Genomic DNA, 13,394 nt, shown 5'->3' on the forward strand with positions numbered 1-13,394 from the left:
GCTTGCTTCGCTTTTCGTGCTTTGGCACGTGCAATCGCAGCAGCCACGGCGGCTTTTTTCGGATCGTCGGTTTGCTCAGTAGGTGCTTCAGCTTCTTCCGCTTCAGTTGAGTCTGCTTGCTTCGCTTTTCGTGCTTTGGCACGTGCAATCGCAGCAGCCACGGCGGCTTTTTTCGGATCGTCGGTTTGCTCGGCAGGTGCGTCAGCTTCTTCCGCTTCGGTTGAGTCTGCTTGCTTCGCTTTGCGCGCTTTGGCTCGAGCAATTGCAGCGGCAACTGCGGCTTTCTTCGGATCGCTGTCTTGCTGTGCAGACGTTTCCGATTCTACAGATTCAGTTGAATCTTCTTGTTGTGCTTTTTTCGCTTTAGCTCGGGCGATGGCGGCCGCAACTGCCGATTTTTTATCATCAGCGTTATTGTCTGGCGTTTCGCCTTGTTCTTTTTGCGCTTTACGTTCGCGAGCAAGACGTTTGCGTTCTTCGCGCAGTTTTGCCATTTCTGAGTTATCAGGTTCACTAGAGCCTGCTTTAGCTGCTGCCGCTTGTTTAGCCTTCGCTTTGGCAATGGCTGCCGCTACGGCTGGTTTTACTGCTGGCTCTGCTTTTTCAGTGGTTTCTGTCTTTTGAGCTTTCACTCGTGCGATTGCTGCTGCTATCGCATCATCGCCGCCAGAAGACTTCATCTCTTTACGGCGCTGATCGGCAGCTTTCTTGAAGCGATTTTCACGTTCTGCTTTTTCGCGTTCCATACGCGCTTTTTTCTCTTCAAAACGCAGTTTTGCTCGCTCTGCAGCTTCCGCTTCTTGTGTTCTAGTTCGAATTTCTGCTTTCGCTTGACGGTAGTACTGTACGAGCGGAATTTCACTTGGACATACAAACGCACAAGCGCCGCACTCGATACAATCCTTTAAGTTTAATTCTTCGAGTTTGTCATACTCTTCAGCTTTTGCATGCCATTGCAGTTGTTGAGGCAGCAGCGAAGCAGGGCACGCTTCTGCACATTGGCTACAGCGAATACATTCCATCTCATACTGGTGCGGAGAGATCTCACGACGAGTCGGAGCAAGGATACAGTTTGCTGTCTTGGTAATCGGCACTTGGGAGTGAGGAAGGGTAAAGCCCATCATTGGCCCACCCATAATTAAACGCTGTAACTTCTTATCTGCTTTATAGCCAAACTCATCCAACAGTGCTTGTACTGGTGTCCCTAACAATGCCCAAACGTTGCGTGGTTGTTTGAAGGTTTTACCAGTGAGAGTCACGATGCGCTTTATCATCGGTTCACCGTCGATGACTGCGCGTTTTATAGCGTAAAGAGAACCAACATTCTGAACCAAAATACCAATATCGGCTGGAATCGCGCCACTTGGCACCTCTTTATTGGTTAAAATTTTGATCAGCTGTTTTTCACCGCCAGAAGGGTATTTAGTTGGGATAACGCGAATAACGATATCTTTGTTTATAGCCGCAGCTTCTAGCGCTTTGATTGCTTCTGGTTTGTTGTCTTCAATGCCAATAATCGTGAGCTTTGGTGTCAGGATATGTTCGACAATTTCGATACCTTGAATAAGCTCTTCGGCATGTTCTTGCATGAGCTTGTCATCAGACGTGATGTATGGCTCGCACTCTGCTGCATTAACGATAAGAATCTCGGTACGAGCAAAACCTGATTGGATTTTTTTTGCAGTAGGGAAGCCTGCGCCACCCATACCAGAAATACCAGCGAGACGAATAATATCAATCAGTGCGTCAGGGGTTTCTTGTTGGTAATCTGCGACGGGGTTTCTTTCACACCATGTATCTTTCCCATCAGGCGTGATGACTGCGCACAACTCACTTAACCCAGAAGGGTGCGCGACAGTTCGTGGCTCAATCGCGGTGAGCGTACCTGATGTTGGAGCATGCACTGGAACCGTAAAGCCGGTCTCCGATTGCGTTAATGGCTGACCTTTTAATACGTAGTCACCTTCGGCAACCAGTAGGTTACCCGCTTTACCAATGTGCTGTTTTAGCGGCAATACAATTTCTGACGGGATAGCCGCATGAGCGAGTTCAGTTTTGTTGGACTGCTTTTTATTTTCTGCCGGATGCACACCACCTGGGAAATCCCAAAGCGCGCCTGTACGAATTTGTTCAATCAAAGACAACATGTGAAACCTTACTTAATTGAATCTTTCACGTTCGCTGCATTGTCGGCAGCATCCGTAATGTTAAGTACCGGAATGGAGTGAAGTTGCCACTTCCAGCTTTCTGTGGTCGTTGCCACAGGAATCATTTCAATACAATCAGTCGGACATGGGGCAACACACAAGTCACAGCCCGTACATTCGTCTTTGATTACGGTATGGACCGCCTTTGTTCCGCCTACAATTGCATCCACCGGACACGCCTGAATACACTTAGTGCAGCCAATACACATGTCTTCATGAATAAACGCAACGGTTGGAATTTTGCTGTCGAGATCGTGCGCAGATTCTTCTGGCTCAACACCCATTAAGTCGGCGAGCTTTTCGATTGTTGCCTGACCACCAGGTGGACATTTGTTGATGTGGTCGCCATTTGCAATTGCTTCAGCATAAGGGCGGCAACCAGGGTAGCCACATTGACCGCATTGAGTTTGCGGTAAAATGGCGTCGATTTGATCCACAATAGGGTCCGCTTCAACTTTAAAGCGAATAGAAGCAAAACCAAGTATCGCGCCGAAAATCGCAGCCAGAACCGCTAACGCGATAATCGCAATTAAAATCGTACTCATCGCTTACTTCACCAAACCTGTAAAGCCCATAAAGGCGAGTGACATTAAACCTGCTGTAATCATTGCTATTGATGCACCTTTAAAAGGTACAGGAACGTCGGCGGCGGCTATGCGCTCTCGCATGGATGCAAAAAGTATCAACACCAATGAGAAACCAACAGCGGCGCCGAAGCCGTAGATGATCGATTCAATAAAGTTATGGTTTTCATTAATGTTAAGAAGTGCCACGCCCAATACTGCGCAGTTTGTTGTGATCAGCGGTAAGAAAATGCCAAGCAAGCGATAAAGCGTCGGGCTGGTTTTGTGCACAACCATTTCGGTGAACTGCACCACAACGGCTATCACCAAAATAAAACTCATGGTTCGAAGGTACTCAATACCCAGTGGACGAAGGATGTAGCTTTCCACTAAATACGCACACACTGACGCGAGCGTTAGCACAAAAGTTGTCGCTAAGCCCATACCTATTGCTGTTTCCAGTTTTTTGGACACGCCCATGAAAGGACATAGGCCCAAAAACTTCACCAGTACAAAGTTGTTCACCAGCACAGTGCCGACCAACAACAAAACATATTCGGTCATAGTTATTACGTTCTTAAAATCCGATCTTGATATTATCGTGTTTTGTGACACCAATAACAACCAGTGAACGATGTGGTTTTACATACACGATGGAAAAATAGTCGTCTAATTGATGTATTTTGATGAATCAATAAGAAATTGAATCGTTTGCTGAATGTATTGTTAGCGAGAGGATACTACCTATTAATTTTCATCTAATGTGTGATTTTAAAAAAAGCCCGCCTCTCCCAGGTAGAAAAGAGAGGCGGGCAACGCATATTTACAAGCTAATTATTTAAACTTTCTGAGTGCTTGATGGACTGTGTTTATATCTTACTTGTGAAGGTACGAGTGATGACGTCTTGCTGTTGCTCTGTCGTTAGAGAGTTAAAACGTACCGCATAACCAGACACTCGAATCGTCAACTGAGGGTATTTCTCTGGATGTTCAACCGCATCCAATAACATCTCTCGGTCCAGAACGTTGACGTTAAGGTGTTGACCACCTTCAATCGCAATGCCCTCGTTGCTTGCTTCGTGATGGAAGTAACCATCCATTAGCGCAGCTAGGTTCTTCTTCTGACTCAAGTCATCTTTACCCAATGCGCTCGGCACAATTGAGAAAGTGTAAGAAATACCATCTTTAGCGTAAGCAAACGGTAATTTAGAAACCGATGCCAGAGACGCAACCGCCCCTTTTTCATCACGACCGTGCATTGGGTTTGCACCCGGTCCAAAAGGCATACCTGCGCGACGGCCATCAGGTGTATTACCCGTTTTTTTACCGTAAACCACGTTAGATGTGATTGTTAAAATCGATTGAGTTGGCACTGCTTCGCGGTAGGTGTGCATCTTCTGAATTTTCTTCATGAAGCGCTCAACTAGATCACAAGCGATGTCATCAACACGGGCATCGTTGTTACCAAATTTTGGATAATCACCTTCGATTTCAAAATCAACGGCGATGCCATCTTCATCACGAACAGGCTTCACGGTCGCGTATTTAATTGCCGCCAAAGAGTCAGCGACAACAGACAGACCTGCAATACCACACGCCATGGTGCGGTGCACGTCGCGATCCATCAATGCCATCAGTGATGCTTCGTAGCTGTAACGGTCATGTGAGTAATGGATGATGTTCAACGCTGTGACGTATTGCGTTGCTAGCCACTCCAACATATTGTCGAAACGAAGCATCAAAGCGTCAAAGTCGAGAATTTCATCTTGAACTTTGTCCACTACCGGACCCACTTGCGCTTTCGATTTTTCATCGATACCACCATTGATGGTGTAAAGCAGTGCTTTTGCAAGGTTGGCACGTGCACCAAAGAATTGCATGTGCTGACCAACAACCTGCGGGCTCACACAACAGGCAATCGCGTAGTCGTCATTGTCGAAATCAGGACGCATTAGATCGTCGTTTTCGTATTGAACCGAAGAGGTATCAATCGACACTTTTGCAGCATATTGTTTGAACGCTTCAGGTAATTGCTCTGACCAAAGAATCGTCATGTTTGGCTCAGGAGCAGGGCCCATAGTATGTAGTGTATGTAAGTACCGGAATGTCGTTTTAGATACTAGCGTACGGCCATCAACGCCCATACCAGCCATGGCTTCGGTTGCCCAGATTGGGTCGCCAGAGAACAATGAATCGTATTCTGGTGTGCGTAGGAAGCGAACCATGCGTAGCTTCATGATGAAGTGGTCAATCATTTCTTGCGCTTGTGATTCATCAATCAAACCGTTTGCTATATCGCGTTCTAGATAGACGTCTAGGAAAGTCGAAGTACGGCCCAGTGACATTGCTGCGCCGTTTTGCGATTTAACCGCCGCTAGGTAGCCAAAGTAGGTAAATTGGATCGCTTCTTGTGCAGTTTTTGCAGGTAGCGACATATCAATGCCGTATTTCAGACCCATTTGACGAATGTCTTCAAGCGCTTGAACTTGATCGGCTATTTCTTCGCGCAGACGAAGTGTTTTCTCAAGATCGTTGCCTTGTTCTAAGAACGTTTGTGTTGAGTTGTATTGCTCTTTTTTGTCTGCTTTTAAGAAGTCGATACCGTATAGGGCGAGACGACGATAGTCACCAATGATACGACCACGGCCATAGGCATCAGGAAGGCCCGTGATGATGCCTGATTTACGACACGCCAGAATTTCTTGGGTGTAAAGGTCGAAACACGCTTTGTTGTGAGTTTTACGGTATTCAGTGAAGATTTTTTCAACCGTTGGATCTAGCTCGCGGCCATAAACTTCGCACGAGTTTTTTACCATGCGAATCCCGCCATTGGCGATGATTGCACGTTTTAGCGGTTGATCAGTTTGTAAGCCAACGATCTTTTCCAGATCTTTGTTGATGTAGCCTGCATCGTGGGAAGTGATTGTTGAGGGCAAGTCTGTGTCAAAATCAATAGGGGCGTGTGTGCGGCTTTCTTGTTTTATGCCTTCAAGCACTTGGTTCCATAATGCTGAAGTGGATTCGCTAACTTCAGCTAAGAAAGTCTCGTCTCCCTCATAGGGTGTATAGTTTTTTTGGATGAAGTCACGAGTGTTGACAGAGTTTTGCCATTCACCAGCAGTAAATCCAGCCCATGCATCTAGCATGTCAGTTGTCGGAATAGTCATAAGTAAATCCCTAAGTTATTGATAATTAGAATGGAGGCGACGAGTAGGACGGAACCATTCTTAACCCTTTTAATCGTATGGATTTATTTATTATGAGTAAAATGAATGCTTTTCATTTTTTTAATGATTAAATTGCATTAATAATAGATTCAAATATTTACGATTGTGTTTTGCTAGAAAAGAGACAGAATTAAATGTGTGGTGCTGTGAGAACACTATCTATGACAATGTTATGAGTTCTGTAATTTGAACTTATTTCGGTGTGATTTTATGGCGCCTAGATTGGCTTAGATTTCATGGTGATTAAGATACAAAAAAGCCGTGTCTTGCGACACGGCTTTTCTATAATCTGGCTCCTCCTGCTGGGCTCGAACCAGCGACCTGCGGATTAACAGTCCGTCGCTCTACCAACTGAGCTAAGGAGGAATTGCTTTGCTTGAAAGCGGGAAGAATCTTACCGAGCACTCAAACTACTGTCAACAGTAAAAAAATACATTTTTAGCAAAAAATATTGATTTAAGGGCTTTACTTTTCTGTATGGCTTGCCAGTAAAGGCTCGAGGTTAGTTATCCACTAAATTTGTGGATAAGTATGTTGATGAGATCTGGGTAAAGAAAATTGATATGCAACTAGGTTTTTATTTAATGAATTTTTAGTCGGAGTTATGCGTAAAATAAGCAAATAAAACAGAGATTTATCGATGTTAATCAAAAGGTATTCAAAGTGGATAAAAATCAATCTTTTGGGGATAAGAAAGTTTTAAGCTAATTTTTGGGGAAAAGTTGTGGAAACTATAATGTGAAGAATGTGTGTGGCTCTTCAACTAGGGCGAAGTACTATATCAGAGTCACTTTTGTATGGCTATAGCATTCTAGACAAACAAGAAAATTTATTAACAATGATGGTTAAATTCTCGATAGACGTAGATTTCATTAGCTAAGGTGTATATATATACAGCCTTAGCGCAGTAAAATTGAGGAAGGGTATGAGTAAAGTCTATGAATTGGTTTCCGATTATCAGCCGTCGGGCGATCAACCAGGAGCGATCAATCAGTTGCTTGAGGGGCTCGATGCTGGGCTAGCACATCAAACATTGTTGGGGGTCACAGGCTCAGGTAAAACCTTCACACTAGCGAATGTGATTGCTCAAGCCCAACGACCTGCAATATTACTTGCGCCAAACAAAACGCTTGCTGCTCAGTTATATGGTGAGATGAAGTCATTCTTTCCTAATAATGCGGTTGAGTATTTTGTTTCTTACTATGATTACTACCAACCTGAAGCGTACGTTCCGACCACGGATACCTTTATAGAGAAAGACGCTTCAGTTAACGCGCATATAGAACAAATGCGTTTGTCTGCTACAAAAGCACTACTAGAACGTAAAGATGCCATTATTGTTGCATCGGTTTCAGCTATCTATGGTTTGGGTGATCCGGAATCCTACTTACAAATGATGCTTCATTTGCGACGTGGAGATGTGATTGATCAGCGTGATATGCTTCGTCGCCTAGCGGAGCTCCAATACTCGCGCAATGATGTTGCTTTTGAGCGAGGGCAGTTCCGTGTCCGTGGCGAGGTGATTGATATATTCCCTGCTGAATCAGACCAAGACGCTGTGCGCGTTGAGATGTTTGACGATGAGGTGGATTGCATCAGTGTGTTCGACCCATTGACAGGCGTGGTCAAACAACGAGACTTGCCGCGCTATACCATCTATCCCAAGACGCACTATGTGACGCCAAGAGATCGCATTCTTGAAGCGATTGAAAATATTAAAGTCGAACTAGAAGTGCGCAAAAAGCAGCTTCTAGATAACAACAAGCTACTGGAAGAGCAGCGAATTAGCCAGCGCACTCAATTCGATATCGAAATGATGAATGAGTTGGGCTTTTGCTCCGGTATCGAAAACTATTCTCGTTATCTCAGTGGACGCTCGGAAGGTGAGCCGCCACCAACCCTGTTTGACTACTTACCTCATGATGGCTTGTTGATCATCGATGAATCTCACGTGACAGTACCGCAGATAGGTGCCATGTATAAAGGCGACCGTTCGCGTAAAGAAACGCTGGTGGAGTTTGGTTTCCGGTTACCTTCAGCTTTGGATAATCGTCCACTGAAGTTTGAGGAGTTTGAAGCACTAGCGCCACAAACGATTTTCGTCTCTGCTACTCCTGGAAATTACGAACTAGAAAAATCGGCGGGTGATGTAGCGGATCAAGTCGTTCGTCCTACAGGCTTGCTTGACCCTGAGTTGGAGGTTCGCCCAGTAGCGACCCAAGTCGACGACCTATTGTCTGAGATTCGTATTCGCGCTGCTAAAGATGAGCGAGTTCTGGTTACAACACTCACCAAACGAATGGCTGAAGATCTCACCGAATACCTTCACGAACATGATGTTAAGGTACGTTATTTACACTCAGACATTGATACTGTTGAGCGTGTGGAAATTATCCGTGACCTTCGTCTTGGGGAATTTGACGTGTTGGTGGGAATAAACTTATTGAGAGAGGGCCTGGATATGCCAGAGGTCTCGTTAGTTGCAATTTTGGATGCGGATAAAGAGGGCTTCTTGCGGTCTGAACGCTCACTCATTCAGACCATTGGTCGTGCTGCACGAAACATCGAAGGTAAGGCGATTTTATACGCTGACCGAATCACCAACTCAATGAAAAAGGCGATGGATGAAACTAACCGTCGTCGCGAGAAGCAGGAAGCGTACAACGAAGAAATGGGTATTTCGCCACAAGCGCTCAAACGAAATATCAAAGACATCATGGAACTTGGCGATATCACTAAGTCTAAACGCCAGCGTAACACTAAACAGGTACCATTATCGAAAGTGGCGGAGCCTTCGCAAACTTACGAGGCACTGTCCCCTCAGCAGCTAGAAAAAGAAATCAGTCGACTGGAGGCGGCGATGTATCAGCATGCGCAAGATTTAGAATTTGAGTTAGCGGCACAAAAGCGTGACGAGATTGAAAAACTACGAGCGCAGTTCATCGCAAATAGTTGAACAAACTTACCGATTTAGCTATCCAAGCATTTTAGGTCGCTTGTAAAAAAAAAAGAAGCCAATAGGCAGTCGGGTCTATTGGCTTGTTTTGTGAACATATCGTTCACTAACAACGTCAGTTGGCTAGGTGACCCGAGGGGTCACTATCGTTACAGCATGGTTTGTGCCACTTTTTAAATAATTGATATTATTTTTGAATTTTTTCCTTTGCCCATAATTTAGCTAATGTTATTTGCAAAATGCAAAGCGTAATGCGATTATTGTTTAAAACACAACAAAATAATAGCTAGGTTATGCAACAAAAACCCGAAGGCCCAAAGTCTCGTTACCTTTTAATGGTCGAGGACACCGCATCTGTTGCGGCTCTGTACCGCTCATACCTGACACCGCTTGGCATAGATATCAATATTGTCGGCACAGGTAGGGATGCCATTGAGAGCCTAAATCATCGAATTCCAGATCTTATTTTACTCGATCTCCGTCTGCCAGATATGACGGGGATGGACGTTTTACATGCCGTTAAAAAGAGTCATCCCGACGTACCTATAATCTTTATGACAGCGCATGGTTCTATCGATACCGCGGTCGAGGCCATGCGTCATGGCTCACAAGACTTTCTAATTAAACCGTGTGAGGCAGACCGTTTACGTGTCACGGTTAACAATGCAATTCGTAAAGCGACCAAGCTAAAAAATGAAGCCGATAATCCAGGCAATCAGAGCTATCAGGGGTTTATCGGCAGTAGCCAAACCATGCAGCAGGTTTACCGTACGATAGATTCAGCGGCGAGCAGTAAAGCGAGTATTTTTATCACAGGTGAAAGTGGTACTGGTAAAGAGGTATGTGCTGAGGCTATTCACGCAGCAAGTAAACGTGGTGACAAACCTTTTATTGCAATTAACTGTGCTGCAATTCCAAAAGATTTGATTGAGAGTGAACTGTTTGGTCACGTAAAAGGGGCCTTTACTGGCGCTGCGAATGATCGTCAAGGGGCAGCTGAGTTAGCGGATGGCGGCACACTTTTTCTAGATGAGCTTTGTGAGATGGACTTGGATTTACAAACCAAGTTGCTACGATTTATTCAAACGGGCACATTCCAAAAAGTGGGTTCCTCAAAAATGAAGAGCGTGGATGTGCGCTTTGTGTGTGCCACTAACCGTGATCCCTGGAAAGAGGTACAAGAAGGTCGATTCCGTGAAGATTTGTACTATCGTTTGTATGTCATTCCTTTGCATTTACCGCCTTTACGCGAACGAGGCGAAGATGTTATTGAAATTGCATACTCACTGCTAGGTTACATGTCACACGAAGAAGGAAAAAGCTTCATACGTTTTGCGCCTGATGTCATCGAGCGATTCAACAGCTATGAGTGGCCGGGTAACGTTCGTCAGTTACAAAACGTGCTACGCAACATCGTTGTTCTAAACAACGGTAAAGAGATTACGTTGGACATGTTACCGCCACCGTTGAATCAACCGCTTGACCGTCCGTCGTCTGTGGCTAAATTAATTGAGCCGAAAGCGATGACCGCATCTGAGATTATGCCATTATGGATGACGGAAAAAATGGCAATCGAGCAAGCGATTGAAGCATGTGATGGCAATATTCCTCGAGCGGCGGGATACCTTGATGTCAGTCCGTCGACGATTTACCGCAAGTTACAGGCATGGAACGGCAAGGAAGAGCGGCAAAAAGTATGAGTGTAAATGTATTAAATCAGCAAAAAATAGATGAACTGTCGATGGAAATTGGCAGTGACAACGTACCTGTACTGTTCGATATCTTCCTAGGAGAAATGGATACCTATATCGAGAACTTATCCAAACTGCAGGGGGCAGAGCGATTAGCTTACTCAAAAGAAATCAGCCACGCGTTGAAAAGTAGTGCTGCGAGCTTTGGGGCAGATCGCCTTTGTGAACTGGCGATGTCCATAGACAAAAAAGCGAAAGCCGGTGAGTTGACTGCGGAGTCTGAGGAGTTAGAGGCTATGTTCGATCTTTTGCACGAAACTCGAGATGCTTATCGCTCTTGGCGACAGTAGCTATTTTTTCTATTAACCATTTTTTCTTAGTAAACATCTGTTTTTACTGGATGCCTGAACTAAAACCCTTCGATGACAGAAGGGTTTTCATTATCAATAAACACCTTAAAAGAGGGCGCTAGCCAGGTAACGTGCTCTTAAATAGAAAGTTGTAGCTGATTTTCAATCGCTAGTTTGAGCTTGTTTCTATCGTGACGCCAGTCTCGGTTAGAGGAGGCGAGTGACTCCGTCACTACATTCCATTGACTTAAGACGTCTTGCTCGGTTTTCTCTGCTAGAACCACGTCTATTTTTCTTCCTTGACAGGCACGTTCACACCATTCTAATTTTTGAGCCATCGTCATTCGTCCCGCTGGGCCGTATTCTGGACTCAGGTTAGCAACAAAAATGACTTTTGCTTTTGTGTTTGCTGCAATCGCTTTGCCGAGTTCAGGCAGCAATAAAGGAGGCATGATACTAGTTAAAAAACTGCCAGGGCCAAGAATAATCGCGTCCGCTTCCGCCAAAGCTGTGATGGCTTCTTTGGTAGCAGGTACTTCTGGTGAAAGATCCAAACGTCGCAAGTCTGCTTTCATTTCGTCGACATTTGTTTCTCCCGTAACCCACTTCCCATCTACGGATAACGCGGAAAGATCCGAAGGGTGTTCGGACATAGGAAGGATGTTAACGTCGACTTTTAACATATTGCGAATCAGATTAATGGCATCTAAAGGCCTGACCGATAAGTTATCGAGTGCAGTAAGCATCAAATTACCAAGATTATGACCATCAAGTTCGCCAGTGCCTTTGAAGCGATATTCAAACATCATCGAACTGATTGAAGGCTCTGTAATGAGCTGATTAATACAGTTACGTGTGTCTCCCCAAGCGATTCCTCCTTGGCAGTGACGAATTCTTCCTGTTGAACCACCATTGTCAGTCGTGGCAACAATCCCAGTTGCATTGCTGCCAAAATCTCGTAATGCGGCCAGCATTCGACCTAAGCCATGACCACCGCCAACAGCGACCACTTTTTTATCTGTGTAGATATTCATTATGTTCTTCTAATAATCTAATAAAAAACGGCTACAATTTATCTTAAGGAGTGTCTTAAAGGTACTCACTTAGCGGTAAATTGTGTCTCTAGAGAGTTTTTTATCACTCAAGTCTGGATTCCATTACAAATATTAAGTATTTTACACCGCAAAGCTATCAGAGATTTCATATCTCTGGTTGCCATAACTCCGAGCTCACTATTGCTAAGTCCTTGGATAAGCGTTTTGAGCCAGTGGCATACTGTCACAAGGGCATGATTGGAAATGGCCATGCCTCCCGTGTTTGGAAAGGTGTTCCGTGGCGCAACAATTCGAAGACAAATTTCATCGTAAGTTTTATTACTTGCGTCTGTCTGTGACCGACGTATGTAATTTCAAATGTACCTATTGCCTTCCTGATGGCTATAAGCCTTCGGGCAATAAAAACTCGTCTTTTTTATCTCTCCCTGAAATCAAACGGGTCGTAAAAGCATTCGCTGATTGTGGCACGTCAAAAGTGCGCATCACTGGTGGTGAGCCTAGCTTACGCAAAGATTTTACCGACATTATCCATTCAGTAGCGGCGACGCCTGGCATTCAAAAAGTTGCAACGACAACCAATGGCTATCGCATGGCAAAACAAGTCGCAGATTGGCGTGAAGCGGGTTTAACCCACATTAATGTCAGTGTGGATAGCCTTGACCCGCGTATGTTTCATCAAATCACAGGTGAAAATAAGTTTACTGAAGTCATGAATGGTATCGAACGTGCGTTCGAGGTCGGTTATGAGCAAGTAAAAGTTAATGTGGTGTTGATGAAAGATCTGAACCATCACGAGCTGCCAGCGTTTCTTAACTGGATAAAAGATCGTCCAATCCAACTGCGTTTCATTGAGTTGATGCAAACGGGTGAGATGGATGAGCTATTTAATAAGCACCATGTATCCGGAGTGGCAATTCGTAACCAGCTAATTGCAAATGGTTGGTTGCTGAAAGTGCGCTCGCATAATGATGGTCCTGCGCAAGTATTTGTTCATCCTGATTACAAGGGTGAAATAGGTCTTATCATGCCTTATGAAAAAGACTTTTGTGAAAGCTGCAACCGACTGCGCGTTTCTGCGATGGGTAAGCTGCACCTATGTCTGTTTGGAGACCACGGTGTAGAATTGCGTGATCTTTTGGAACGTGATGAGCAAGAAAGTGAGCTTATTGAACGTATCCAGGCGCAGTTACAAACCAAGTCGGTAAGCCATTTCTTGCATGATGGCAATACTGGTATGACGCCACACCTCGCGTCTATCGGCGGCTAACTTCATTCAATTTTTAGAGCGAGTTCACTGATAAGCTGGCTCTAACTTTTTCCGAATCGATACCAAGCGTATCAAAGC

General features: G+C 44.8%; 9 protein-coding genes, 1 tRNA gene and 1 riboswitch. Of the genes, 4 read left to right on the top strand and 6 right to left on the bottom strand.

Features of this window, described 5'->3' with window-relative positions; translation table 11 throughout:
- From rsxC to R7093_RS03250, 5 genes are all read right to left on the bottom strand, one after another.
- The coding region (gene rsxC, locus R7093_RS03230) for an electron transport complex subunit RsxC (protein WP_318146501.1) at window positions 1–2,147 on the bottom strand (2,147 nt) is incomplete at its 3' end.
- Window positions 2,148–2,155: 8 nt separating this feature from the next.
- The gene (gene rsxB, locus R7093_RS03235) at window positions 2,156–2,752 is read right to left on the bottom strand and encodes an electron transport complex subunit RsxB (RefSeq protein WP_005380760.1); all 597 of its coding nucleotides are present in this window, start codon (window positions 2,750–2,752) and stop codon (window positions 2,156–2,158) included.
- A gap of 3 nt (window positions 2,753–2,755) precedes the next feature.
- Window positions 2,756–3,334, bottom strand: a complete 579-nt coding sequence (rsxA, locus tag R7093_RS03240; protein WP_005380762.1) for an electron transport complex subunit RsxA — start codon at window positions 3,332–3,334, stop codon at window positions 2,756–2,758.
- Window positions 3,335–3,639: 305 nt separating this feature from the next.
- Entirely contained in the window at window positions 3,640–5,937 is a 2,298-nt protein-coding gene (gene pflB, locus R7093_RS03245) for a formate C-acetyltransferase (RefSeq protein ID WP_047103457.1), read from the bottom strand.
- A 350-nt stretch (window positions 5,938–6,287) separates the two neighbouring features.
- Window positions 6,288–6,363: transfer RNA gene (locus R7093_RS03250), tRNA-Asn, on the bottom strand.
- Window positions 6,364–6,922: 559 nt separating this feature from the next.
- Between R7093_RS03250 and uvrB the strand changes: the two genes are divergently transcribed.
- The 3 genes from uvrB (at window position 6,923) to luxU (ending at window position 10,994) form a co-directional block, all read left to right on the top strand.
- Window positions 6,923–8,953, top strand: coding sequence for an excinuclease ABC subunit UvrB (gene uvrB / locus R7093_RS03255; protein WP_017636056.1), 2,031 nt, complete (start codon window positions 6,923–6,925; stop codon window positions 8,951–8,953).
- A gap of 293 nt (window positions 8,954–9,246) precedes the next feature.
- Entirely contained in the window at window positions 9,247–10,653 is a 1,407-nt protein-coding gene (gene luxO, locus R7093_RS03260; protein WP_005380768.1) for a quorum-sensing sigma-54 dependent transcriptional regulator LuxO, read from the top strand.
- The gene (gene luxU, locus R7093_RS03265) at window positions 10,650–10,994 is read left to right on the top strand and encodes a quorum-sensing phosphorelay protein LuxU (protein ID WP_213866428.1); all 345 of its coding nucleotides are present in this window, start codon (window positions 10,650–10,652) and stop codon (window positions 10,992–10,994) included. Before luxO ends, luxU begins: the two co-directional genes overlap by 4 nt.
- A gap of 137 nt (window positions 10,995–11,131) precedes the next feature.
- Here the strand turns inward: luxU and R7093_RS03270 are convergent, their stop codons facing one another.
- Entirely contained in the window at window positions 11,132–12,028 is an 897-nt protein-coding gene (locus R7093_RS03270) for a YvcK family protein (RefSeq protein ID WP_005388931.1), read from the bottom strand.
- A 175-nt stretch (window positions 12,029–12,203) separates the two neighbouring features.
- Window positions 12,204–12,338, top strand: a riboswitch (molybdenum cofactor riboswitch).
- Between R7093_RS03270 and moaA the strand changes: the two genes are divergently transcribed.
- A complete protein-coding gene (moaA, locus tag R7093_RS03275) occupies window positions 12,327–13,316 on the top strand; it encodes a GTP 3',8-cyclase MoaA (RefSeq protein ID WP_017636052.1) in 990 nt (329 codons plus the stop codon). (Overlaps the previous riboswitch by 12 nt.)
- The last annotated feature ends 78 nt before the right edge of the window (window positions 13,317–13,394 follow it).

The sequence above is a fragment of the Vibrio sp. 1580 genome (assembly GCF_033340055.1).